Source organism: Marinobacter vulgaris (assembly GCF_003344045.1).
GTDB lineage: Bacteria > Pseudomonadota > Gammaproteobacteria > Pseudomonadales > Oleiphilaceae > Marinobacter > Marinobacter vulgaris.
The window spans coordinates 461091-484460 of sequence record NZ_QFWX01000002.1; the positions used below are offsets into that span (position 1 = coordinate 461091).

General features: G+C 58.9%; 23 protein-coding genes. 15 read left to right on the forward strand and 8 right to left on the reverse strand.

Features of this window, described 5'->3' with window-relative positions; all coding sequences use genetic code 11:
- Positions 1 to 11 precede the first annotated feature (11 nt).
- Positions 12 to 215: a twin transmembrane helix small protein gene (locus tag DIT71_RS05350; protein WP_114612168.1), complete on the forward strand. Its 204-nt coding sequence runs from the start codon at positions 12 to 14 to the stop codon at positions 213 to 215.
- A gap of 29 nt (positions 216 to 244) precedes the next feature.
- Here the strand turns inward: DIT71_RS05350 and DIT71_RS05355 are convergent, their stop codons facing one another.
- The 3 genes from DIT71_RS05355 to coxB all read right to left on the reverse strand — a co-directional run bounded on the left by DIT71_RS05355 (position 245) and on the right by coxB (position 4004).
- Positions 245 to 1132, reverse strand: a complete 888-nt coding sequence (locus tag DIT71_RS05355; RefSeq protein WP_114612169.1) for a cytochrome c oxidase subunit 3 — start codon at positions 1130 to 1132, stop codon at positions 245 to 247.
- 58 nt (positions 1133 to 1190) lie between these two features.
- On the reverse strand, positions 1191 to 2777 hold the full coding sequence (gene ctaD / locus DIT71_RS05360) for a cytochrome c oxidase subunit I (RefSeq protein WP_114612170.1): 1587 nt from the start codon (positions 2775 to 2777) through the stop codon (positions 1191 to 1193).
- A gap of 102 nt (positions 2778 to 2879) precedes the next feature.
- Complete coding sequence (gene coxB, locus DIT71_RS05365; protein WP_114612171.1) at positions 2880 to 4004, reverse strand: cytochrome c oxidase subunit II; 1125 nt, start codon at positions 4002 to 4004, stop codon at positions 2880 to 2882.
- A 262-nt stretch (positions 4005 to 4266) separates the two neighbouring features.
- Here coxB and DIT71_RS05370 point away from each other — a divergent pair, with 262 nt between their 5' ends.
- The 9 genes from DIT71_RS05370 to DIT71_RS05410 all read left to right on the forward strand — a co-directional run bounded on the left by DIT71_RS05370 (position 4267) and on the right by DIT71_RS05410 (position 13124).
- Positions 4267 to 5538 carry an MATE family efflux transporter gene (locus tag DIT71_RS05370; protein ID WP_199490952.1) on the forward strand — a complete coding sequence of 424 codons (1272 nt, stop codon included), beginning with the start codon at positions 4267 to 4269 and terminating at the stop codon, positions 5536 to 5538.
- 204 nt (positions 5539 to 5742) lie between these two features.
- Positions 5743 to 6390 (forward strand): hypothetical protein, encoded by a 648-nt coding sequence (locus DIT71_RS05375; protein ID WP_114612173.1) that lies wholly within the window; start codon positions 5743 to 5745, stop codon positions 6388 to 6390.
- 43 nt (positions 6391 to 6433) lie between these two features.
- Positions 6434 to 7111 (forward strand): methylamine utilization protein, encoded by a 678-nt coding sequence (locus DIT71_RS05380; RefSeq protein ID WP_114612174.1) that lies wholly within the window; start codon positions 6434 to 6436, stop codon positions 7109 to 7111.
- Positions 7111 to 9486 carry a putative bifunctional diguanylate cyclase/phosphodiesterase gene (locus DIT71_RS05385; RefSeq protein ID WP_114612175.1) on the forward strand — a complete coding sequence of 792 codons (2376 nt, stop codon included), beginning with the start codon at positions 7111 to 7113 and terminating at the stop codon, positions 9484 to 9486. Before DIT71_RS05380 ends, DIT71_RS05385 begins: the two co-directional genes overlap by 1 nt.
- Before the next feature lie 5 nt (positions 9487 to 9491).
- Positions 9492 to 10364 carry a DUF3034 family protein gene (locus tag DIT71_RS05390; RefSeq protein WP_114612350.1) on the forward strand — a complete coding sequence of 291 codons (873 nt, stop codon included), beginning with the start codon at positions 9492 to 9494 and terminating at the stop codon, positions 10362 to 10364.
- 17 nt (positions 10365 to 10381) lie between these two features.
- Positions 10382 to 10822, forward strand: coding sequence for a group I truncated hemoglobin (locus DIT71_RS05395; protein ID WP_114612176.1), 441 nt, complete (start codon positions 10382 to 10384; stop codon positions 10820 to 10822).
- A 65-nt stretch (positions 10823 to 10887) separates the two neighbouring features.
- Entirely contained in the window at positions 10888 to 11274 is a 387-nt protein-coding gene (locus tag DIT71_RS05400) for a DoxX family protein (RefSeq protein ID WP_114612177.1), read from the forward strand.
- Between the two features lie 184 nt (positions 11275 to 11458).
- A complete protein-coding gene (locus DIT71_RS05405) occupies positions 11459 to 11689 on the forward strand; it encodes a DUF1653 domain-containing protein (protein ID WP_114612178.1) in 231 nt (76 codons plus the stop codon).
- 112 nt (positions 11690 to 11801) lie between these two features.
- On the forward strand, positions 11802 to 13124 hold the full coding sequence (locus DIT71_RS05410) for a Na+/H+ antiporter family protein (RefSeq protein WP_114612179.1): 1323 nt from the start codon (positions 11802 to 11804) through the stop codon (positions 13122 to 13124).
- Between the two features lie 349 nt (positions 13125 to 13473).
- Here the strand turns inward: DIT71_RS05410 and DIT71_RS05415 are convergent, their stop codons facing one another.
- Positions 13474 to 13725 (reverse strand): YheV family putative zinc ribbon protein, encoded by a 252-nt coding sequence (locus DIT71_RS05415; protein WP_114612180.1) that lies wholly within the window; start codon positions 13723 to 13725, stop codon positions 13474 to 13476.
- A 76-nt stretch (positions 13726 to 13801) separates the two neighbouring features.
- Positions 13802 to 15847 carry an oligopeptidase A gene (prlC, locus tag DIT71_RS05420; RefSeq protein ID WP_114612181.1) on the reverse strand — a complete coding sequence of 682 codons (2046 nt, stop codon included), beginning with the start codon at positions 15845 to 15847 and terminating at the stop codon, positions 13802 to 13804.
- Between the two features lie 204 nt (positions 15848 to 16051).
- Between prlC and DIT71_RS05425 the strand changes: the two genes are divergently transcribed.
- The 5 genes from DIT71_RS05425 to DIT71_RS05445 all read left to right on the forward strand — a co-directional run bounded on the left by DIT71_RS05425 (position 16052) and on the right by DIT71_RS05445 (position 21219).
- Complete coding sequence (locus DIT71_RS05425) at positions 16052 to 16588, forward strand: gamma carbonic anhydrase family protein (protein ID WP_114612182.1); 537 nt, start codon at positions 16052 to 16054, stop codon at positions 16586 to 16588.
- 76 nt (positions 16589 to 16664) lie between these two features.
- On the forward strand, positions 16665 to 16922 hold the full coding sequence (locus tag DIT71_RS05430) for a hypothetical protein (protein WP_114612183.1): 258 nt from the start codon (positions 16665 to 16667) through the stop codon (positions 16920 to 16922).
- Positions 16897 to 19116 carry a glucans biosynthesis glucosyltransferase MdoH gene (mdoH, locus tag DIT71_RS05435; RefSeq protein ID WP_227537959.1) on the forward strand — a complete coding sequence of 740 codons (2220 nt, stop codon included), beginning with the start codon at positions 16897 to 16899 and terminating at the stop codon, positions 19114 to 19116. Before DIT71_RS05430 ends, mdoH begins: the two co-directional genes overlap by 26 nt.
- Positions 19022 to 20635 carry an alkaline phosphatase family protein gene (locus tag DIT71_RS05440; protein WP_114612185.1) on the forward strand — a complete coding sequence of 538 codons (1614 nt, stop codon included), beginning with the start codon at positions 19022 to 19024 and terminating at the stop codon, positions 20633 to 20635. The genes mdoH and DIT71_RS05440 overlap by 95 nt, the downstream gene beginning before the upstream one ends.
- A gap of 131 nt (positions 20636 to 20766) precedes the next feature.
- Positions 20767 to 21219, forward strand: coding sequence for an Hsp20/alpha crystallin family protein (locus DIT71_RS05445; protein WP_114612186.1), 453 nt, complete (start codon positions 20767 to 20769; stop codon positions 21217 to 21219).
- A gap of 32 nt (positions 21220 to 21251) precedes the next feature.
- On the opposite strand, the gene DIT71_RS05450 is transcribed toward DIT71_RS05445, so the two are convergent.
- The 3 genes from DIT71_RS05450 to DIT71_RS05460 all read right to left on the reverse strand — a co-directional run bounded on the left by DIT71_RS05450 (position 21252) and on the right by DIT71_RS05460 (position 23316).
- Positions 21252 to 21569: a PA4642 family protein gene (locus tag DIT71_RS05450; RefSeq protein WP_114612187.1), complete on the reverse strand. Its 318-nt coding sequence runs from the start codon at positions 21567 to 21569 to the stop codon at positions 21252 to 21254.
- A 136-nt stretch (positions 21570 to 21705) separates the two neighbouring features.
- Positions 21706 to 22536: a flagellar motor protein MotB gene (locus DIT71_RS05455; RefSeq protein WP_199490953.1), complete on the reverse strand. Its 831-nt coding sequence runs from the start codon at positions 22534 to 22536 to the stop codon at positions 21706 to 21708.
- A gap of 6 nt (positions 22537 to 22542) precedes the next feature.
- Complete coding sequence (locus tag DIT71_RS05460; protein ID WP_114612189.1) at positions 22543 to 23316, reverse strand: motility protein A; 774 nt, start codon at positions 23314 to 23316, stop codon at positions 22543 to 22545.
- Positions 23317 to 23370 lie beyond the last annotated feature (54 nt).

The window sequence follows — 23370 nt, forward strand, 5'->3', positions numbered from 1 at the left end:
CAGGATTTTTCATGCTGAAGGTTCTCATTGTCGTACTTATGCTGGCGGTTCTGGTGAGCCTGTTCAGCGGGCTGTTTTTCCTGATCAAGGATGGCGGGAAGACGAACCGTGTCCTGAATTCCCTGGCATTGCGGGTCGCACTGAGCGTGATGCTGCTGGCCGTGATCCTGATTTCACTGTGGCAAGGGGGCCTGACCCTGAATCCGACCCCCTGATCACTCCTGATCACTGCTGACCACTACATTCAGATTACATAGACAAAAACGAAGAGTCCGAGCCAAACCACGTCCACAAAATGCCAGTACCAGGACGTGGCTTCAAACCCGAAGTGATTGTCACCCGTGAAATGACCCTTCTGTATGCGTACTAGCATGATCACCAGCATCAAGGTGCCCAAGATCACGTGGGCGCCGTGAAAGCCCGTCAGCATGAAGAAAGTACTGCCATAGATGCCTGACTGAAGTGTCAGACCCAGGTCTTGATAGGCGTGAACGTATTCGTACCCCTGGACACACACGAAAACCAGAGCCAGAGCAATGGTGGTAGCGAGCCAGGTCTTGACCTTTTTGCGGTTGTCTTCCTTCAATGCATGATGGGCAACCGTCACTGTGAAGGACGACGTGACCAGCAGAATGGTGTTAATCAGCGGCAGGCCCCAAGGGCCTATCGTACCTTCCGGCGGTGGATAGGCCTCGGGGTTGGGCGTATTGATCAGTGGCCATGTGGCCTGGAAGCCCTCCCAAAGCATGTTCGAGCTACCGCGATCACCCTCACCGCCGAGCCAGGGCACCGCAAACACACGGGTATAAAACAGGGCCCCGAAAAAGGCTGCAAAAAACATCACTTCCGAGAAAATGAACCAGCTCATTCCCCACCGAAAAGAGCGATCCATTTGTGGGCTGTATAATCCCGACCGGCTCTCCTTGATGACAGCGCCGAACCATCCGAACAGCATATAGGTCATGATGGCGGCGCCCACAAAGAACATCAGCCAGGCGCCGGTGGTGCTTTCACCCTGGTTGCTGTTCACCATGATAGAGGCGGTTCCATAGAGGGTGACCCCCAGGCCCACGGTGGCCACAATCGGCCACTTGCTCTGTTCTGGAACGTAGTACGTCTGGTTTTCCGCCATGACAATCTCCGATGGCTTATCCGTTATCGTTTATTGTAATTGCCAGTCAGGCCCAGCTTCACTTCACTTCCGGCGGCGTCGAGAAAGTGTGATAGGGCGCCGGAGAAGGCACCGTCCACTCCAGGCCCTCTGCACCATCCCATGGGTTGGCAGGGGCCTTCTCGCCACCTCTCACGCATTTGACCACGATAACCAGGAATAGTATCTGGGTAGCACCGAACATGAAGGCACCGATACTGGATACCATGTTGAAGTCGGCAAACTGCAGTGCGTAATCAGGAATGCGTCGCGGCATACCCGCCAGGCCGAGGAAGTGCATTGGGAAGAAGGCGAGGTTCATGCCCACGAAAGACAGCCAGAAATGGGTCTTGGCCAGGGTTTCGTCGTACATGTGCCCTGTCCACTTGGGCAGCCAGAAGTAAGCCGAGGCAAAGATACCGAAGATGGCACCTGGCACCAGCACATAGTGAAAGTGGGCGACCACGAAGTAGGTGTCATGGTACTGGAAGTCGGCCGGTGCAATGGCCAGCATCAGGCCGGAGAAGCCGCCGATGGTAAACAGGATGACGAAGGCAACCGCAAAAAGCATGGGCGCCTCGAACGTCAGCGAACCACGGAACATGGTGGCCACCCAGTTGAACACCTTCACCCCGGTGGGCACGGCAATCAGCATGGTTGCGTACATGAAGAACAACTGGCCGGCGATGGGAATACCGACAGTAAACATGTGGTGAGCCCAGACCACGAACGACAGCAACGCGATAGCGCCCACCGCATAGACCATGGACGCGTAGCCAAACAGCGGCTTACGGGAGAACGCCGGAATGATATGGGATACCGCGCCGAAGGCCGGCAGAATCATGATGTAAACCTCGGGATGTCCGAAGAACCAGAACACGTGCTGGAACAGGACCGGATCGCCGCCGCCGGAGGCATCAAAGAAACTGGTGCCGAAGTTGATGTCCATCAGCATCATAGTGACCACGCCAGCCAGAACCGGCATTACCGCGATCAGCAGGAAGGCGGTGATCAGCCAAGTCCATACGAACAGGGGCATTTTCATCAGAGTCATGCCCGGTGCCCGCATGTTCAGGATGGTGGCAATCACGTTGATGGCACCCATGATCGACGACACACCCATGATGTGAACGGCGAAGATGAAGAAGGTGGTGCTCGGTGGACCGTAGGTGGTCGACAGTGGCGCGTAGAAGGTCCAGCCGAAGTTTGGCGCCCCGCCCTGCATGAACAACGTGGAGACCAGGATCAGGAAGGCGCAGGGCAGCAGCCAGAAACTCCAGTTGTTCATCCGTGGCAGCGCCATGTCCGGGGCACCCACCATCAGTGGTATCATCCAGTTGGCCAGGCCAACGAAGGCGGGCATGACGGCGCCAAAGACCATGATGAGACCATGCATGGTCGTCATCTGGTTAAAGAATTCCGGCTCGACTATCTGCAGGCCCGGCTGGAACAGCTCGGCCCTGATAACCATGGCCATGGCCCCGCCAAGCAGGAACATGGTGAAACTGAATATCAGGTACATGGACCCGATATCCTTGTGATTGGTCGTCAGCAGCCACCGTGTAATGCCCTTCGCGGGGCCGTGGTGATGATCGTCCTGGGCGTGGGTATCTGCAACCGCACTCATGAAAAACCCCCGTTACCGCCATATTGTTCTGGCTGGTGATGTCATTAGTCTGGCGAACTTGGACGGGGCAGCCTTAACAGTCGTTCTAGCCTGCCCGGTCCATCATTCCTGGTTCTTGTACTCAAATACTTCTTTCGGCGTCACCATCTCACCGGTGTCGTTACCCCAGGCGTTACGCTCATAGGTAATAACTGCCGCCAGATCTACCTCGCTAAGCTGGCCCCCGAAGGCCTGCATCGCCGTTCCGGACACACCGTTAACAACCACATCCAGGTGCGCATCCATATCTTCCAGGGCAATCTGGCTCCCCTTGAGGGCCGGAAACGCGGGAGGCGCGCCGCTGCCATCGGCCTGGTGACAGGCTGCACAAGCACTGGCATAGGCCTTCTCACCGCGAACCATCAGCTCTTCCAGAGTCCAGTCTTTCTCGGTGAGTTCACGTTCACGCTGGGCGGCTTCCTTTTGTTCTGCCACCCAGTCATCGTATTCATCCTGGGGAACCGCTTTGACCACAACCGGCATGAAGCCGTGTTTTACACCACATAACTCAGTGCACTGGCCACGATAGATGCCCGGCTCATCAACCCGGGTCCAGGTCTCGTTAACAAAACCCGGAATGGCGTCCTTTTTCACGCCGAACGCAGGTACCCACCAGGAGTGGATGACATCGTTGGCAGTCACCAGCAGACGGACCTTGGCCCCCACGGGAACCACCATCGGGTTGTCCACATCAAGGAGATAGTTCTCGGATTTGTCGGTGCGGTTGTAGATCTCGTCGTCGCTGGTACTGATATTGGAGAAATACCCGAAATCATCGTCGATATAGTCGTATTTCCAGCGCCACTGATAACCAGTGACCTTGATATCGACATCAGCCTCACTGGTATCGTACATATCCACAAGGGTGGCAGTAGCAGGAATGGCCATTACCACAAGAATGACCAGCGGAATGATGGTCCAAAGAATTTCGACGAGCGTATTCTCGTGGAAGTTGGCCGGTTTTCGACCCGAAGACTTCCTGTGAGCAAAAATTGACCAGAACATGACCCCGAAGACCCCAGCGCCAATAACGACGCAGATCCAGAGAATGGTCATGTGAAGGCTGAAAATATCGTTACTGGTACCGGTGACCCCGGGACTCATGTTCAGCGTCCAGTCCGCTGTGGACAACGCTGGCGCCATAAGTCCGCCCAATAGGACACCTGCCCGCTTAGCGTGCACGCGCATAATACTGTGTCTCCACAGAGTGTTATTCTTGTCGGATTTTGCGTCCAATCCCTCTTTTCGAACCGTGCTCGCACACACCATTCGGGTCAGAGTGGAAATCTGCTATGGATAATTCACGGTCAAGTATAGACACAGATCAAAATAATGCGAAAGTCCGTGTAGACATTAATGAAGCCGAAAAGGAACTTTTTTCATTTCCGTTAACTCACCTCCCCATCTCGCCACCACAGATCGCCGGCTATGGGCCCTGGCCTGGCCACTGATGCTCACGAATCTCACCGTTCCCCTTCTGGGGCTGGTGGATACCGCGGTGCTGGGTCATCTGGAGAGTCCGGAATACCTGGGAGCCGTTGCCGTGGGCGCAAATCTGTTCAGCATTCTGTACTGGACTTTTGGCTTCATGCGCATGGGCACGACGGGCCTGGCAGCCCAGGCCTGGGGTCAGCGGGATGAATTCGCGCAGATCGCTCTGTTGCTGCGCTCGGTTTTGCTGGCTATCGGTATTGGCCTGTTGCTGATCCTGTTTCACCAGCCCCTGATCCGGCTGGGCCTGGAGCTGATGAACCCCAGTGAGCGCGTGGCCGCGCTTGCCGAGGAATACGCCAGCATACGGATCTGGAGTGCCCCGGCCGTTCTCTGCCAGTACACCCTCGTGGGCTGGCTCATCGGTACCCAGCTGCCCAAAGGGCCGATGGTCATGCTGATCGTGGCAAACGGCCTCAATATTGTTCTGGACATTCTGTTCGTCAACGGCTTCGGCTGGAACAGCCGTGGCGTTGCCATGGCCACCGTGCTGGCCGAATATTCGGCAGCGGCCATCGGTTTCCGCATGGTGCTGTTGCGGATGCCGGCGGGCCAGGGCTTCAGCCGTGCACTGTTCGGCCACCTGAACGACTACCTGAAGATCCTGCGGGTCAACCGTTACATCATGGTGCGCACAATCGCCCTGCTTCTGGTGCTGGCGTTCTTTACCGCCCAGGGTGCCAGGCAGGGTGACACCATCCTGGCCGCCAATGCGGTACTGATCACTTTTCTGCTGGTGATTTCCAATGGCCTGGATGGCTTTGCCAATGCCGCGGAGGCACTGATCGGGGAGGCCGTCGGTAAAAGCAGCCGGCAACAGTTCCGCCAAGTATTCCAAGTTGCCTTTCGCTGGTCCCTGTGGGGCTCGATACTGTTCACGGTGGCCTTTGTGCTCGGCGGACGCTTCCTGATCAGCCTGCTGACCGGCATTGAGGAAGTGCGCACCACTGCCTGGCGCTATTTACCCTGGCTGTGGATGCTGCCCCTGGCTTCAGTCTGGGGATTTCTGCTGGACGGCGTTTTCATTGGTGCCACCCGCACCCGGGACATGCAGAACACCATGCTGTTTTCCGCATTGGTCGTATTTCTGCCGGTGTGGTGGCTGACCACGGGCTGGGGCAACCACGGCCTCTGGTTCTCCCTGATTTGCCTGATGCTGGCCCGCGCCATCACCATGGGCCTGCTTTTTGTCAGCCATTCGCGACATGATCGCTGGTTTTCGGAACAATAACGGAAGAACACTGCCCGGCAACCAGCCTCCCCCCCAGGTTTTAGTATGGACGCCACAGCAGCCTGCCAAAACTCGTCTACACTTGTGGGAAAAGGCAGGCATGTTGCGGTGGCCAGCCGCTTCCCAGTGCCCCTGACGACCCTCATGCGTATAACGGGAGGCGCCTTGCGACCCCATTCCGTTCAGAGACCGGCATCTCCTGAAATGACACCAAAGGTTGTTCTCGACATCATTGACCAGGCACGCAGGCAGGAAGCCCGCTCCGGCACCTTTCTTGAGCAGATGCGGGAAAGGGCGTCGTCATTGCCTGCCAAAATCACCATTGAGGGCTATCAGCCTGCCACCTGCCTGTTCCAGTTTGCTGTCGAATACATTGAAATGGCCCCGAGGCTGATAGAATGCGTCGAGGCCTGTGCCCGGGAAGCCGGCAAAGCCGAGCAGTTCGCACCGTTTGTGGAAGCTGCCATCGGCTATTTTACTCGACCATCCGTGCTTCTGGTGCGGTATGATGGCCTCGACGGCCTGTTGATTCGGGCCTACCTCTGCCACCGCCTGATGGAAGAGATGTACGAGAACAACCGCTCCACCCGGGCCAGCGAACTGGTGGATGTGGAGGCAACGCGGGCCAACCTGCTGGCCCACCAGCTCATTGGCGAACCCTTTGCCAATGAGCTGGATCAGTCAATCACCGTTACCGTGCTGCAGATTGCCGGCTCGCCGGATTATTACGAACTGAACCTGGATCCGTTCGTAGAACAGACTAGAAACGCTGCCTGGGACTGGATGAAACATTACTGGGAGAACCTGTTGGTGCGTAACCATATTCGTTTGTCGTTGGGTGCGGGACTTTAGCGGCAGATAGCGGCAGCAGTAACGATGTGGACGATTCAAACCGATGTACAGACTGACAGTCGTTTTATCCCTGGCACTGGCCGGCATTCTTGGCCCCATGTCAGAGAATGTCGAAAGCGCCGAGGCCAGGAGGCTGACCCTGGAACTCACCGACGCAACCACAGGGCAGCCGGTCGCCGATGCGGTGGTGATTGTGGAAAGCCGACCGGGGATTGATCCCCTCCAGGCCGAAATTGTGCAGAAGGGCCGCGAATTCCGACCACACACGCTGGTTATCCCGCGCAATTCGAAGGTGGATTTCCCCAACCAGGACAACACCCAGCATCATGTTTACTCATTTTCGCCGGCAAAGACTTTCGATATAGAGCTCTACGCCGGTCGACCCGCCGAGCCGGTTACCTTCGACCAGGTCGGTGTCGTGGAAATCGGCTGCAACATACACGACCGCATGCAGGCCTTTATCCTGGTGACCGACAACGAACCCTCAGGACATACCGACGGGCAGGGACGGCTAACGGTCGAATTCCCGCCACCAGCAGGCAAGGAGGCCGGTGACCGGCTGCTGGTCTGGCACCCACGCTTGGCGGACAACACCCGCATGACGCGATTCGCTATCGATCCAAGCCAGTCCGGTCCACTCAGCCTGTCCGTCGAGCTGTCGGCAGAACCGACTGGCGGCGACCGGCTCGACGCTCTGCAAGAACGGTTCCGGGAGATTTGATGGCTATAGCCTCCCGGATCGGGTTCCGCGGGCGCCTGGTAACCGCCATGGTTGCCCTGGTTGCGGTTGTCAGCCTGAGCATTGGTGCGCTGCTGATGCTCTACCTCTTCGAGGATGAGAAGGCCCGCGCCCTTGAACAACTGAATCTGGGCGAACGGGTTGCAGAGGAAGTGCTGGAACGTCGGACAAGCCTGATTCTGGCGCGGCTGGACGTGGTGGTCAGGGACTTCGGTTTCCGTTCCGCCATCGCCAGTGGTGACCGCCCGACCGCAGACAGTGCCCTGGCGAATCAGGCAATGCGGGTCGGGGCGGATTTCGCGCTGCTGCTTGGCCGCCAGGGCAAGGTTCTGGCTGAAGCGGGTAGTCTGCCACCGGCACTGATCGCTGGCTCGCTGCCCGACCAGCTGCTTTCAAGGGTGCGGCAATCAGGCTTCGCCAGTCAGATGCACGTTCTGGATGACAAAGGCGTTGAACTGCTTGCCATCCCCGTGGAAGCACCCGGATTAAGAGCCTGGCTGATCGCCGGTTTCCAGATTGACGGGGAGGTCAGCGACATCATCGGACGGCTCAGCGGAACCGAGGTTCTGTTCAGGACCACCTCCGGGGCGGGGGGTGGCGAACAGTTTCTCTCCGAACCGGGCAAATCTGCCCCCGCTCGCCGGGACGAATTGACCCGCGCCGTAAACACGGCTTCCGGTGATCAAGGGTTTGTTGAAAGTACCCATTATTTCATCCGCATCATCGATCTTACCAAGAGCAAGCCCCAGTCCCTGCAGCTCCTGTTGCTGATCAATCGCGATGCCAGTCTCAGCAACTATTACCGCCGGGCTGTGGAAATCCTGCTGCTGGTCAGCACCGTCCTTGCCCTAGCGGCACTGATTGCACTGCTTATCGCCCGCAACATGGGCAAACCCGTGCTGCAACTGGCAGATTACGCCAAAGCGATCGGCGACGGTCATACCCCCAAGCCGCCGCGTATTCGCGCCGGCGGTGAACTGGCCCAGTTACGACAGGCTTTCGGGGACATGCTCGCCAAACTCCGGGATCGGGAAGACCAGATACGTTATGCCGCCAGCCATGACGAAATCACCGGCCTCTCCAGTCGTAACGCCTTCCTGGAACGACTACGGGAACAGTTTGATCTTGGCCGTCAAGGCAGCCTGATGGGCTTGCGCCTCAATGATCTGTCGGACGTCAACGACACGCTTGGGCTCGAGTTCGGAGACAAGGTGCTGCGAGCCGTCGCGGCAAGGCTTGAAGAACAGCTGCCCGAGCGTTCTTTCGTGGCCAGAACCGGCGGTGGTGAATTCCTGATGATCACTGAACATCAGTCCGACGCCAGCCTGGAGGTTTTTGCCACACGCTTACGGGATGTCGTGGAATCGCCGCTGATGATCGACAATACCCCTTTCTCCCTGCGCTGTACCCTGGTCACTCTGCAACTTCCCGATGATGCCATCGACACCGACCAGGTTCGCCGGCGGCTCAACCTCACCTTTGAGCAGGCCCACAAAAACCGCCTGGCCATCACCCATTACCAGCCGGGAAGGGACGAGAATCATCTCCGGGAACTGCAACTGATTTCCGACCTGCATTCCGCCATAACCAGCAACGGCCTGCACATGAACTATCAGCCCAAACTGGACATGCAAGGCGCCCGCTGTCATCAGGCTGAAGCCCTGGTCCGGTGGATTCACCCGGAACTGGGTTTTATCTCGCCGGAGGAGTTCATTTTCCTGGCGGAGCAGTCAGGACAGATCACCGACCTGACCCGCCACATTCTCCACCGGGTTGCCGAAGACGCCAGCCAGTGGCATAGCGCCGGAATGGACATCGGTGTGGCCGTCAATCTGTCGGCCCTGGACCTCTCCCGCCCGCAACTGGCCGAGGATGTGGCCGCAGCTTTCTCGCGGTGGCAGTTGCCGATGTCCCGAATTACCCTGGAAGTTACCGAAAGCGCGGTTATGGAGGATCCGCAAACCGCCCTGGAAACCTTGCGACGCCTGCGACGGCTGGGTGTGACACTGTCAGTGGATGATTTCGGCACTGGCTACTCTTCGCTCTCGCAGCTGCGCAACTTGCCGGTGCAGGAGTTGAAGATCGACAAATCCTTTATCCTGCAACTCGACGCCGAACCTCAGGATCAGCTGATCGTCCGTTCCACCATCGATATGGCCCATGGACTGGGATTACGGGTCGTTGCTGAGGGAATCGAAAACCTTGAAAGCTGGCATCTGCTGCGCCGTTGGGGGTGTGAGCTGGGGCAGGGCTTCTTCCTCAGCCGTCCGGTCGCGGCAGCCGATCTCAAGGCCACGGAACAGTCGCTGGCTAGCCGCCAGCATGAGTTGACAGACCCAGGAGAAGCAACCCCATGACAGGTATGATCAGACCCATCAGCACGGGCTTACTGGTATTGCTGCTAGCCAACAACCTGGCAGCAGAAACCGGTAGCCGGCTGTGGGCAACCGGTGGCGTCACCTCCATCGAGGGAACCGCCGGGGGCGGCCTTTCCCCGTGGGCCCTGCTTGGCGGCTATGCCAGTGACGAGGAGTGGGGTGGCACCCTCACCCTGTCCCGCGCCGAAACCGATGATTACACGCTTGCGGTGGCGGGTGCCGGCATCACCTGGAAAAACCGTATCGAACTTTCCCTGGCACGCCAGACACTGGACCTGGACAGCCTGGTTTTCACCCTCAAGGATGGCTTCGGTCTTGAGGAAGACGAGCTGGTGCAGGACGTCTTCGGGCTCAAAGTCAGGCTCTTTGGCGATGCGCTCTACAGCCCCTGGGGGCAATGGTCCGCCGGTCTACAGCACAAACGCAATCACACATTCACCGTGCCTGAGGCCATCGGTGCCGGGGACGACAGCGGCACCGATGTTTATGTCGGTGGCAGCAAACTCTTTTTCGCGGCGGTAATGGACCGTAATCTGCTGGTCAACGCCAGCGTCCGTGGCACCAGGGCCAACCAGGGTGGCCTGCTGGGCTTTGGCGGCGACCGTAACGACCGCTACGAGGCCCTGCTTGAGGGCAGTGTTGGACTGTTTGTCACGCGGCAATGGCTGGTGGGCACCGAGTATCGCCAAAAGCCGGACAATCTGGGCTTCGCCAGCGAGGACGACTGGTGGGATGTGTTCATCGCCTGGGTGCCTGACCGGCGCCTGTCCGTCACTGCCGCTCTGGTCAACCTTGGGGACATTGCCACCCTGGAAGACCAGCGTGGGGCTTACCTTTCGCTACAGGCCAGCTTCTGAGAATCCCGGAGAAACCCATGAGATATCCCGCCATCGCTATGGTGCTGGTAACAATGCTGACATTTGCCGGTTGCCAGTCAATGGGTAAAAACAGCGACCCTCCGGACTCTCTTTATCACCAACTCGGCGAAAGATCCGGCATCGCGAGCATTGTGGAAGACCTCCTCTACCGGATTGTCGAAGACCCGCGGATTAACGAGCAGTTCCGGGGCATCGACGTCAGGCAGTTCCATACCAACCTGACCGATCAGCTGTGCGAGCTCAGCGGTGGCCCCTGCACCTATTCCGGTCGGGGCATGCGTGAAAGCCACGAGGAGATGAACGTGACCGCGACCCAGTTCAACGCCCTGGCCGAGAATCTGATTCTGGCCATGGAAGAAAACGACATCCCTACGGGCGCCCAGAACCGGCTGATCGAAAAACTGGTGCCTTTATACCCGCAGATCCGCAACCTTTGAGCCTGGCGACAAACCGGGTAAGCTTGCCGGCCTAACCACAAACCTGATCTGACGGGAGAAAGACGTTGCTGGAAAATGCCGACCTCGGAAAACTGATTGTCCGCCTTACCCTGGGTGGCCTGCTGCTATTTCACGGTGTCGCAAAGTTGTTCCATGGGGTCGGATTTATCGAGGGCCAACTCGTCAGCCACGGCATACCGGCATTCTTTGCCTGGGGCGTGTTTATCGGCGAGTTGCTGGCACCGCTGATGGTCATTCTCGGTTACCAGACCCGCATTGGCGCATTGCTGATTGTATTCAACATGCTGGTGGCGATTGCCCTGGTACACAGCCAGCAACTGATGGCGCTGGGCAGCAATGGGGGCTGGGCACTGGAGCTGCAGGGCTTCTTCCTGTTTATCGCGGTTGCACTGATATTTCTCGGGCCGGGTCGTTACAAGCTTAAAAACTGAGGCTAAAAACCGGTCACCGTCCGGGTGCCGCTTTACCCGGAACCGGAAAACTCAACTAGACTGAAAAAGCCAACAATCCGTCGCGATGCCTCCCTGCGGTCAAACGGCGTCAGTCTATCCGTTTACGGGGAGTAGGTCCGCCTGAAAAACACGTAGTAAAATGCTACGCGTGGAGAAGCATACAATGCCCGACAAGAAACCGGAACTCCGCCCTGGCCGATACCGTCATTACAAGGGCATGGATTACGAAGTCCTTGGTGTCGCCCGGCACAGTGAAACTGAAGAGCAGATGGTGGTCTACCGCTGCCTGTACGGCGATTACAGTCTGTGGGTAAGGCCATTGGCAATGTTCCGTGAAACCGTGGAAATGGCCGGCGAGCTGGTACCCCGGTTTGCCTACGTGGGCGACAAATAACGGTAATCACAGTTTTGACTGCAGCACCGGTTTCCTGCACATTAGCGCGCTTTCCTGAACGGCCCCCTGCTTCAGGGCGCTAAAAGCCATTCCTGACATCCCGGAGTTTGCCATGAATGCCGTTGTTGCTGCGGTAGCGATCATGCTCGTCCTGAGCTTGTGCCGCATCCACGTTGTTGTTGCTCTTATCATAGGCGCCGTTGCCGGCGGCCTGATCAGTGGCCTGTCACTGGACGCCACCATAGCCGCGTTCAACGAGGGCCTCGGGGGTGGCGCCACCGTCGCCCTGGCCTACGCCACGCTTGGCGCCTTCGCCGTTGCCATCGGTAAATCCGGCCTCGCCCATGCGTTGGCGGATAAAGCGCTGGCTCTGGTGGGCCGACAGGATGATGGCAAGGCCGCCGGCGGTGTCCGCCTGCTGATCATAGGTCTGTTACTGGCCATTGCCATGTCGTCCCAGAATATCCTGCCGATCCATATCGCCTTCATTCCACTGGTGGTGCCGCCGCTGCTCTACGTGATGGCAAAACTGAACATGGACCGCCGCCTGGTTGCCTGCGTCCTCACCTTCGGCCTGATCACCCCTTACATGTTCCTGCCCGTGGGCTTTGGCGGTATCTACCTGAACGAGATTCTGCTGGCGAACGTGGGTGACAACGGCATCGACGCCACCGGCCTCAACGTCATGTCCGCCATGGCGCTGCCGGCTCTGGGCATGCTCTGTGGCCTGCTGGTGGCGGTGTTCTTCAGCTACCGCGGCGAGCGGCACTACAACATGGATGCCATCGCCCGCACCGAAAGGGTGGATGTGAAATACAACGGCGGCACACTGTTCATGGCCCTGGTCGCCATCGTGGCGGCGTTTGTGGTGCAGCTGTGGCTGGGTTCGATGATTCTCGGTGCACTGGCAGGCTTTGTCCTGTTCAACCTGTCCGGCGTGGTCAAATGGAAAGAGGCCGATGACCTGTTTACCGAGGGCATGAAAATGCTGGCGATGATCGGCTTCATCATGATCGCCGCTTCCGGTTTTGCCGAAGTGATGCGCGAAACCGGCGAGATCACCACCCTGGTGGAAGGCTCCGTCGCTGCCATTGGTGACAACAAGGCGCTGGCGGCATTGTTGATGCTGGTGGTAGGCCTGCTGATCACCATGGGTATCGGCTCGTCCTTTTCCACCATCCCCATCATCGCAGCCCTGTACGTACCCCTGGCCCTGGAACTCGGCTTCAGCCCCCTGGCCATCGTGGCCCTGGTAGGCACCGCCGGCGCTCTGGGCGATGCCGGCTCCCCGGCCTCCGATTCCACCCTTGGCCCCACCGCCGGCCTCAACGTCGACGGCCAGCACAACCACATCTGGGATACGGTGGTGCCGACGTTCCTCCACTACAACCTGCCGTTGCTGGGCTTTGGCTGGGTGGCGGCTATGGTTCTTTAAGCTTCGGAGCTGGCCCTCTTGTAGCCTGCCAGGATTGGGGGCTGCGAGGGGGCAGGGGGAGTTTTTGCTCTTGAAATGGAACTCGCTGCGCTCAGACACCCATTTCTGGCGAGTAAAAATCCCCCTGCCCCCTCACGAACTAACTCCAAAGATAGCGCCAGGGACAAATAACTTTTGGTTGTCCCTCAAAGCGATATCCCTGTGGTTTAAACCGGAGGGTGTTGGGGTGCTTTCTGCCGGGAAAAAGGTGTCTGAGCGCAAGCGAGTTCTTTTTCCCAGAAGAAAGCACCACGACGCCCTCCAGGCCCCCAAAAACCGCAGGCTGCATAGGAGGGCAAACTCCAAAGTCTCAGTCGTCCTTAGAAGAGAAGAACACCACCTGTTTGACCGTATGGTCGTCCTCGTTGCTGCGCTTGTTGACGCGGGTTTGCAGTTCCGGATTGGCCGGCGATGGCGGCGCATCGGACACCGCGTCGGTGAAACCGCAGGCCACGCATTCGCGGACCTGGTCATCGTCGTCGGTGGTGAACATCATGATCTTGTCCATCTCCGCACAGCGGGGGCAGACAGCGCCGGCGATGAAGCGTTTTGGGGTAGGCATGGGTTACTCCGCCTGTAGGACTTTTTTTGTCGGATGTCGGCTTCGCCTAATCCGACAAACCCGGTTTCCGTTCAACTCACGCAGCCTCGTCCGTGATGCCGTTCTGCTTCAATAACGCATCCACTGCCGGCTCGCGCCCGCGGAAGGCCTTGAACAGCTCCATGGGTTCCTGCGAGCCGCCTTTTTCAAGGATGTTCTGCAAAAACGCCTTGCCGGTTTCCGGGTCGAAAATGCCGCGCTCCTCGAACAGTGAGAAGGCATCCGCCGCCAGTACTTCCGCCCACTTGTAGCTGTAATAACCCGCCGCGTAGCCGCCGGAGAAAATGTGGGAGAAGCTGTTGGGGAAGCGGTTGAACGTCGGTGCTTCCACCACTGCAATCTCACTGCGCACCTTGCGATGCATCTCCAGCGGGTTGGTGGGAGCTTCGTCGGTGAATTCCGCGTGCAGGCGGAAGTCGAACAGCGAGAATTCCAGCTGCCGCACCATGGCCATGCCGGACTGGAAGTTCTTGGCCGCCAGCATTTTCTGCAGCAGGTCCTCTGCCAACGGCTCGCCGGTTTCATAATGGGAAGCGATCAGGGCCAGGGAATCGGGGTTCCAGCACCAGTTTTCCAGGAACTGGGAAGGCAACTCCACCGCGTCCCACGCCACACCATTGATACCGGATACGTCCAGCACATCCACCTGGGTCAGCATGTGATGCAGGCCGTGGCCGAATTCGTGGAACAGGGTGGTCACTTCGTCGTGGGTCAGCAACGACGGCTTGCCATTCACCGGTGGCGTGAAGTTACAGGTCAGGAAGGCCACCGGTAACTGAAGCTGGCCGCGCAGGTTGCGCCAGCGTACCCGGCAGTCCGCCATCCAGGCGCCGCCACGCTTGCCCTGGCGGGCAAACAGGTCAAGGTAGAACCAGGCCAGCGGCTCACCGTTACGGCTGATGCAATAGGCAGTGGCGTCCGGATGCCAGGTTTCAACCTCGGGTTTGGCCTCGATCTGCACGTCGAACAGCTTCTCGGCAACGGCAAACAGGCCGGGCACCACTTTGTCCACCGGGAACCATGGTCGCAGGGTTTCCGGGGAAATGTCGTAGCGGTCGTGACGCAGCTTCTCGCTGTAGTAGCCAATGTCCCAGGCTTGCAGGTCTTCGATGGCGTGGGTTTCGCTGGCGAACGCCTTCAGTTCGGCAAATTCCCGCTCGGCCATGGGCTTCGACTTGGCCGCCAGCTGGTTGAGGAAGTCCAGCACTTCGTCGACGCTGCGCGCCATTTTGGTGGCCAGGGAGCGCTCGGCATAGTTATTGAAACCAAGCAGTTTTGCCATAGCGTGACGGCGCTTGAGAATCTCTGCCATCACCGGTGTGTTATCCCAGGTCCCGGCATCCGGGCCCATATCGGAGGCACGGGTGACAAAGGCCTCGTAGACTTCCCGCCGCAGTTCCCGGTTCTCGCAGTAGGTCAGGACCGGATAAAAGCTTGGGAAATCCAGCGTGACGACGTAGCCATCAAGATCTCTCTGCTGCGCTGCCTGCCTGGCACCGTCCAATGCAGATTCGGGGACACCCGCCAGCTCTTCCACGTCGGTAATGTGCTTGAACCAGTGCTGGGTAGCATCCAGTACGTTATCGCTGAAGCGGTTGGACAACTCCGACAGTTCCATGGACAGGTCCGCGTACTGCTTTTTCTTCTCCGCCGGCAGGTCGACACCACCGAGATGGAAATCCCGCAAGGTATTTTCCACCGACTTGCGCTGGGCTTCGCTCAGTTGTTCAAACTCGTCACTGGCTGCGAGTTTCTTGTAAGCGTCGCAGAGTGCGGCGTTCTGGCTCAGCTCGGTGCTGTATTCGGTGAGCTTTTCCAGGCAGTTCTTGTACACCTTGCGCAGATCGTCATTGTTCATCACGCCGTTCAGGTGCGAAATCACCGACCAGGCTCTTTCAAGACGATCCTCGGTTGCCTGCATCGGTTGTGCGAGAGTGGCCCAGGTGGGCTCGTCCTGCTGCGCTATCTGGGAGATTTTCATGCGGTTTTCGCTGAGAATCTGGTCAATTGCCGGCTCCATGTGTTCGGTGCGAACATGGTCAAATCGCGGCAACAGGTCATCGGTCAGTAACGGGTTATTCATAAGTCCTCTTCTCAGCCATTAATTTGTGAGGTAGCTTCGAGTGCTAAACTTCGGAATAAGGCACCTGTGGGGAGGCCTTTCCAAAACACGCTCAAGCACATCCATGTGACGCTTGAGCTCCGCCATCCATGGCTCCGCACAGTTTTGGAAAGACCTCCCCACAGGTGCCCCAAGTCTCTGGATAAACGCCATAAGGTATATGTAATGTCGAATGTACGAACACACAAGGGTAACACGCCACAATTTGGAGAACGCGCCTGGATTGATCCCAGTGCCGTCGTCATCGGTGACGTAATTGCCGGTGACGACGTTTCTATCTGGCCGATGACCGTGGTGCGTGGTGACATGCACAAGATTCGCATCGGCAACCGCTGCAGTGTCCAGGACGGGTCGGTGTTGCACATCACCCACGCCAGCGACTTCAACCCCGGCGGCTGGCCGCTGATTATTGGCGACGACGTCACCATCGGCCACAAGGCACTGTTGCATGGCTGCACCATTGGCAGCCGCGTACTGGTGGGCATGGGGTGCATCATTATGGACGGCGCGGTGGTTGAGGACGAGGTCATTGTTGCGGCCGGTTGTCTAGTGCCACCGGGCAAAACCCTGGAGTCCGGCTATCTGTACGTGGGCTCACCCTGCCGTCAGGCGCGGGCGCTTACGGATAATGAAAAGACCTTCTTCCGCTACACCGCCAGTAACTACGTGAAGCTCAAAGATGAATACCTGAAGGAGGTTTAATCCGGCAGGCTAATCTGAAACAGCCGGTGCCAGCGTATCTGCCTTTGTTGTTCACCTTTTGATCAGAGGCATCGTTATGAACGCACAACAGCATCAACCACTGTTTGAAAGGGTTCTCGCGTATCTGTCCGCCTGCGGCCTAACGCCGTCTCCAGAGCTTCAGCGGCAGGCAAGGGCGCTGGTATCGGCGGTCGTGTCGGAGGGCAGGGGTAATGACATCGGTCGCGCCCTGGAACTGGTACCGGCCTATGTCGACATCCCTGCCTCCAGTGTCCCCCGAGCTGCACCCAGGGTGGAGCGGGGCAGCATTGGCTACTGGCCCAATGCTCGATAACCAGCCTGCAAAAGAGGAGGGATCGGGCGCCGGCGAGGATTTGCCAGCCCTACGCTGGCGCCCGGCAGCCTGGTTCCGACGGTCGCTGCTGGCGGCTCTGGTGCTGGGCCAAACGGCAGCGGCGGCTGTTGCCTTGACACTGATCATGCCCCTCGAGAGCGGTTATCTTTTAAACGCGCTGCTGATAAGTCTTTTTGCCCTGCTCCACGGCTGGATCGCCGTCGGTTGCTGGACCGCCATCTTTGGCTTTGTGATCCGCCGGAAGGGCGGCGACCGGTACAGCCTGGCCAGGCGTCATACCGAAGAATCCCTCGCCGCAACCGCTCTTGCGCCCACCGCTGTCGTTGTTCCCGTCTGCAACGAGCCGGTGGAGCGCACCCTGGCAGGGTTGCGGGCAGTCTATCGGGAGCTGGAACACCAGGGGCGGTTGCAGCATTTTGATTTCTATATTCTCTCCGATACCCGCAACCCCGAGGTATGGCTTGCGGAGCAGGCGGCATGGCACGCCCTGAGCCAGGAACTGGACGCCGGCGGCCGGCTGTTCTACCGCAGGCGAACCGTCAACCTCAACTACAAAAGCGGCAATATTGCAGATTTTCTGCGCCGCTGGGGCCGTCGCTATCGTTACATGGTGGTGCTGGATGCTGACAGCCTCATGGGCGGAAAAACCCTGCTCAGGCTGGTGCAACTGATGCAACGGGAACCAGGTGTGGGCATTATCCAGACCAGCCCCCTCGTGGTGCGGAGCCAGACCCTGTTTGCCCGCCTGCAACAGTTTGCCAGCCGCGTTTATTCACCGCTGTTTGCCTCCGGCCTTGCAGCCATCCAGATGGGAGATGCTGCCTACTGGGGCCACAATGCCATCGTCCGCGTGGATGCGTTCATGAAACACTGCGGACTGCGCAAGCTTACCGGGCCAGGTCTTTTCGGTGGCCCGGTCATCAGCCATGATTTCGTCGAAGCCGCCTATATGGGCCGGGCCGGCTATGAAGTGTGGCTGGAGCCGTCTTTGCAGCAAAGCTATGAAGAGTCGCCCCCGACCCTGGAAGATGAGCTCATCCGCGATCACCGCTGGGCTCGGGGCAACCTGCAGCATTTCTGGCTACTGATAACCGCGCCCGGTCTCCGTTTTGCCCATCGCATGGCGCTGGTAAACGGCATCATGTCGTACCTCGCCTCCCCGCTGTGGCTGCTGTTCGTGCTACTGACCATGACCACAGCCAGCCATGGTGCGCAACCGGAAACCACGGCACCCTTCCCGTTTGTCGACGGTGCACCCCTGGCGATCGGGCTCGGCCTGAGCACTCTGGGCCTGCTGTTTCTACCGCGGCTTCTGGGCATTGCCGATATTCTGGCAACCCGGCAATCCATGCTGTTTGGAGGCACCGGCAGGCTGATCATCAGTGCGGTTGTCGAAACCCTTGTTTCCCTGCTGCTGGCCCCGGTGAAAATGCTGGCCCACAACCGCTCGGTCGTCTGCGCGCTGCTCAATCTCCCGGTACACTGGGCCGGGCAGAACCGCCATCGAGAGAGCGGCTGGACGGCCGCTCTCAGTGAGCACCGCACCGGTGTGGTACTGGCACTGTGCTGGTGTGGCATGGCCGTCTGGATCGGCTCGCCGCTGCTGATGCTCTGGTCACTTCCCGTAATCCTGCCACTGCTGATGGCTGCACCGACGTCGGTTGCGCTGGGGAGGCAGGCCTCAGGGCTTGCCTTTGCCAACGCGGGCTTGCTGACAACACCGGAGAGCCGCAAGCCACTGCCAGTGATTCAGAACGCCGGTGCCGAGATCCCGCTGTTACCGGACAGCCGGGGCCTGTCGAACATTCAGCAGGCCATACTGTCGCCGCCCATGAATGCGTTACACCGGCAGATGGCCAGGATCCGCCCGGATAAACCGTCAACGGCAGCGATTATCGGGCATTGCCTGAAACATGGTCCGGAACAACTGGATAACCGACAACTGAACCTGCTATGCCGGGACCGCCAGGCACTTGCGAGCCTTCACACCGCTGCCTGGCAAGCTAACCGGGACAGCTATTGGGGAGACCGGATCGCCTCACTGACCGCTTACACCCGGCTGTCCATCGGAGAACGACTTGAAACGACTGATCGCCACCACGCTGCTTCTCAACGCCCTGTTTGTGGCGCTGCTGCTTCCCCGTTATCCCTGGATACCGTGGATTGCGGCTGACGCACTGCTACTGGCCGGCCTGTTTGCCCTTTTGCCGCGCGGGCGGGGCAAGGGGCTGCTTGCCGCGGCCGTTGGTGCCCTGTATGCCATTCTGGCCTTCTTTGCCCTGAGCGATGTGCTGGTACGACAGAGCATCGGGCGGCCTTTCAATCTCTATCTGGAACTGGGCGTTGCCGGCTCGGTGTTTGACCTGATGGAAAGCAATCTGGGGATCGGCCTGTCACTGGTGGTGCTGCTGGTACTGGCAATCGTCTTTTTTGCTCTCGGTGGCTTTGTGGCCAGGCTGCTGTCCCGGCTTGGCGCCGGTACGCCCGCCAGGGCAGGCCAGGGGGTGGCACTAGCAGGTGCTCTGGCAGTGGCGGTATCGTGGTTTCCCCAGTCCACGGTGGGATTGAGCGCCTCCCAGCTCACAGCAACTCAGGTTCAGCTGGCAGCGGATACCCATCAAGCGACCCAAGCTTTCCGGCAATACCTTGAAGACAACCCCGAGGCGGGTGAGATCGCATCCCTGGCCGAGCTGGCGAATATCGATGTGATCCTCGGCTTCATAGAATCCTATGGCATTTCGGCGCTTACTGATCCGCGCTACCGGCCGGTGATAGGCGCTCGCCTGGAGCAGATGGAGCAAGACCTCAGGGCTGCCGGCCTGCACATTGTGACCGGTCGGCTGCGCTCGCCGGTCCAGGGTGGTCAGTCCTGGCTGGCCCACACCACCCTGCTCAGTGGTCAATGGATCAATACCCAGCTGGACTACGAGATCTTCCTGGCCAGCGGCTTTCCCACTCTGATAAACGACCTGGATAGCACCGGCCACGATACCGTGGCCGTGATGCCGGCCATTACTGAGCCCTGGCCTGAGGGCCGGGCGTTTGGCTATGACCGGATCTACGACGCCAACACCATGGACTACCGGGGCCCGCCTCTGAACTGGGTCACCATGCCGGATCAGTACACCTGGTCCTGGTTTCAGCGCCGGATTCGAGACCAGGCCCGTAGCCCGCTGTTTGCCGAACTGGCACTGATAAGCAGCCATGCTCCCTGGGTACCGGTGCTGCCGGTTCTTGCGGACTGGGACAGCATCGGCGACGGCGAGACCTTCAACCAGTGGCGGGACAGCGGCGAGGCTCCGGCCAGCCTGTGGCGTGATCCGGAACGGGTGCGTGAGCACTACGCCCGGGCGCTGGATTACGCCCTTAACGTGGCCACCGGGTACGCAACCCGCCACGTCGACCGCAAGACGCTACTGGTCCTGCTGGGTGATCATCAGGCAGCACCGCTGATCACCGGCGACAATGCCAGCCGTGATGTGGTTGTGCACATCATCAGCGGCGACCGGGAACTGCTGGAACCCTTTGTGACCAACAGCACCCTGCCCGGGTTCAGCTGGGGTACGCAACCCGACGAAGATCAGGGCGGCCCGGCCATGGCCCGTTTCCGGCCCTTCCTCCAGCAACAGTTTAGTGCGGGCGCACCCCCCGATGCCATGGAAATTTCTGCCACCGGGACTATTGAAAACTGAGCAGACGATCCTACATTGGGAAGTAGCAGACGTTCACGGAAAACCATCCGGCTGGCGCCGTCGGTATGGAGCTGTTCCGGGAGCGAAGCTGATATCAACGTGTGATTTCAGATTCGTAGGAGGAGTTTCGTATGGCTAATATAACCCGCTGGAATCCGGTCAATGAACTGGATGACCTTATGAACCGTTACAACCGGCTGCTTGGCCTGGGCCGCGGCGGAGAACGGGAAGGCAAGGACCTGTTCAGTCGCAGCGACTGGGCCCCGGCCGTGGATATCAAGGAAACCGCAGAAGCCTTCAATATTGAGGCTGAACTACCGGGCATGTCCAAGGACGACGTGAAAGTCACCGTGGAGGACGGTGTTCTGAGCATCCGCGGCGAGCGCAAGCAGGAGGAGGAAACCGACGATAAAAAGCACCACCGCATCGAGCGTTTCTACGGTAGTTTCCTGCGTCGGTTTACGCTGCCGGAAAACGTGGATGAAAACAGCATCCAGGCCAGGTTCAAGGATGGTGTCCTGTCACTGACCCTGACCAAGGCCGAGCCGGCTGAACCCAAGGCCATTGAGGTGGACGTTCAGTAAACCGGCCAGCCTGGCAACGGCAGAAACCGGGCTCAGCTGCCGGTTTCTGCCGTTGTTTTTGCACCCGCCTTCCTGAGTATGTCTGCATAGGCGGTGCTCCGGCGGTGCCGGGAAACCAGATCGAGGATGGTCTCGCCATTCTCATCCACCGCATTCAGATCCCGCCCCGCTTCCACAAAGAAACCGACAAAACGCTCGAAATCCTCGGCAATCATGGCCTGGTAGGCTTTGATCAGGGCATTGAAGTCAGCGTTGATAGTGCTGTCATAGGGCGTAATCGCCAGAAAACTCTTGACCCGCTCATCGCTCCATTCCTCACCAATGACTTTCGGCTTGTCTGGTCCGCTCATAATCTCTCTGGCCCTTTTGTATCGACAAATTGAATCAGCAAATGTATCCAGTTGGGGCTGCACAGTATAGGGATCTGAACCCGGGGGAGTTAGTTGAATTGACTATGAGAAGCTGTCCCGCAAGCATAAGGCGCTGTTACGGCATGATTTCCACCGGCAGCCGGTCGGTATCAATGCTGTCATCACATTCCGGGTCCCGAATGGCAATCTCTACCCGCCGGTTTTTTGCGCGGTTTTCCTCGCTGTCGTTGGGCACCAGGGGATTGGTTTCGGCACGGCCCGCAGCCACCACCCGATCCGCCGGCACCTGACGGTTCAGCACCAGCTCGTGGACAACAGAAACGGCGCGGGCAGCGGACAGATCCCAGTTGGAACGGTAGCGGCCGCTGGATATGGGGCGATCATCGCTGTAGCCGGACACAAGAAGGTCACCGGTACAGCCCGACAGCACATCCACTACACGCTCGATGATGGGGATCATTTCCGGTTTGATGGCGGCGTCACCGGAACGGAAGGTGGCTTCCTCCGAGAAGCGGATGACTACCCGGTTTTCATCGTAATTGATGGTCAGTGCCTCAGAGGCGACTTCCGCTTCCAGCTCCTGAATCATGCGGCTGGCCAGGTCAATGACACCCGGGGGAATCCGGGTGGGAGCCTCACCCGCAGCGCGCTCATCAATGAATTCCGGTTCGTCGATCGCGCTTTCGGAGGGTTCCGGTAGCGACACCGTGTCCGACTCGATCAGTGTCAGGGGAGAGCCGCCGATATCGTCGCCAATGACCTGGTTGCTGCCAAAGGCCACCGCCATGGAATTGGCCATGGCACGGTATTTCTCAATATCCATCTCGGCGAACGACAGCAGCAGAATAAAGAAGGTCAGCAGCAGAGTGGCCAGGTCGGCAAAGGTGACAATCCAGGCCGGGGAGCCCCGGCCGTGTTTTTTCTTTCTGACTGGCTGACGCACCATCAAGATTTACGCCTCCCGCTCCGGTGCAAGGCCGGTGCGCTGCTCAGGCGTTACAAAGGAAGACAGCAATTCGGTCATTACCCGGGGGTTCTCGCCCCGCATGATGTTGCGTATGGACGTGGTTATCAGCAACTGATTGCGGGACTCATCTTCGGCCTTGAGCTGGAGCTTGTCCGCCAGAGGCAGGGCAATCAGCTGGGCGATAAAGGCACCGTAAAGCGTGGTCAACAGGGCAATGGCCATGGCCGGGCCAATGGACGACGGATCATCCAGTGTGTTGAGCATCTGTACCAGCCCCACCAGGGTACCCAGCATGCCGATGGCGGGAGCGGATTCACCGATACCCCGGAACACCCTCTCCGACACTTCGTAGCGCTCTGCCGTCTGCTGGGTTTCCTGGGCCAGCGCCTCCTCGACCAGCTCCGGTGGGTGGCCGTCCACGCACAGGTTGATGGCCTTGCGCAGGAATTCGTTGTTGGTGGTGTGGTTCTCCAGGCCCAGAATGCCCTCCTTTCGCACCACTTGCGCCAGCGCGCCCACTTCGCGGATCAGTTCCGCCGGCCGCTCCACCCTGTCGGTGAACGCGGCGGCGAACGCCAGCCGGAACGCGCTCATCACGGACGAGAGGCGAAACTTGATCAGGGTAACGGCAAAGGTGCCGCCCAGCACGATCGCCAGCCCGGGCAGGTTGAAAAAGGTGAGTATCGAGGCATTGGCCAGCATGGCGAGCAGAACAATCAATACGCCTGCCACCAGCCCGACAAGGGTGAGAATATCCATCAGCGACCTTTAATCCAGAACTTCAGAAAGACTCCGAGAACCGTATACACCTGC

Coding starts and splice junctions, on each gene's coding strand:
- DIT71_RS05450 (WP_114612187.1), bottom strand. CDS start 21,569: ATGAGCGGACCAGACAAGCCGAAAGTCATTGGTGAGGAATGGAGCGAT.
- DIT71_RS05425 (WP_114612182.1), top strand. CDS start 16,052: ATGTCGAATGTACGAACACACAAGGGTAACACGCCACAATTTGGAGAA.
- DIT71_RS05410 (WP_114612179.1), top strand. CDS start 11,802: ATGAATGCCGTTGTTGCTGCGGTAGCGATCATGCTCGTCCTGAGCTTG.
- DIT71_RS05350 (WP_114612168.1), top strand. CDS start 12: ATGCTGAAGGTTCTCATTGTCGTACTTATGCTGGCGGTTCTGGTGAGC.
- DIT71_RS05370 (WP_199490952.1), top strand. CDS start 4,267: ATGCTCACGAATCTCACCGTTCCCCTTCTGGGGCTGGTGGATACCGCG.
- DIT71_RS05430 (WP_114612183.1), top strand. CDS start 16,665: ATGAACGCACAACAGCATCAACCACTGTTTGAAAGGGTTCTCGCGTAT.
- DIT71_RS05380 (WP_114612174.1), top strand. CDS start 6,434: ATGTACAGACTGACAGTCGTTTTATCCCTGGCACTGGCCGGCATTCTT.
- coxB (WP_114612171.1), bottom strand. CDS start 4,004: ATGCGCGTGCACGCTAAGCGGGCAGGTGTCCTATTGGGCGGACTTATG.
- DIT71_RS05390 (WP_114612350.1), top strand. CDS start 9,492: ATGATCAGACCCATCAGCACGGGCTTACTGGTATTGCTGCTAGCCAAC.
- prlC (WP_114612181.1), bottom strand. CDS start 15,847: ATGAATAACCCGTTACTGACCGATGACCTGTTGCCGCGATTTGACCAT.
- DIT71_RS05395 (WP_114612176.1), top strand. CDS start 10,382: ATGAGATATCCCGCCATCGCTATGGTGCTGGTAACAATGCTGACATTT.
- DIT71_RS05385 (WP_114612175.1), top strand. CDS start 7,111: ATGGCTATAGCCTCCCGGATCGGGTTCCGCGGGCGCCTGGTAACCGCC.
- ctaD (WP_114612170.1), bottom strand. CDS start 2,777: ATGAGTGCGGTTGCAGATACCCACGCCCAGGACGATCATCACCACGGC.
- DIT71_RS05445 (WP_114612186.1), top strand. CDS start 20,767: ATGGCTAATATAACCCGCTGGAATCCGGTCAATGAACTGGATGACCTT.
- DIT71_RS05415 (WP_114612180.1), bottom strand. CDS start 13,725: ATGCCTACCCCAAAACGCTTCATCGCCGGCGCTGTCTGCCCCCGCTGT.
- DIT71_RS05405 (WP_114612178.1), top strand. CDS start 11,459: ATGCCCGACAAGAAACCGGAACTCCGCCCTGGCCGATACCGTCATTAC.
- DIT71_RS05460 (WP_114612189.1), bottom strand. CDS start 23,316: ATGGATATTCTCACCCTTGTCGGGCTGGTGGCAGGCGTATTGATTGTT.
- DIT71_RS05375 (WP_114612173.1), top strand. CDS start 5,743: ATGACACCAAAGGTTGTTCTCGACATCATTGACCAGGCACGCAGGCAG.
- DIT71_RS05455 (WP_199490953.1), bottom strand. CDS start 22,536: ATGGTGCGTCAGCCAGTCAGAAAGAAAAAACACGGCCGGGGCTCCCCG.
- DIT71_RS05355 (WP_114612169.1), bottom strand. CDS start 1,132: ATGGCGGAAAACCAGACGTACTACGTTCCAGAACAGAGCAAGTGGCCG.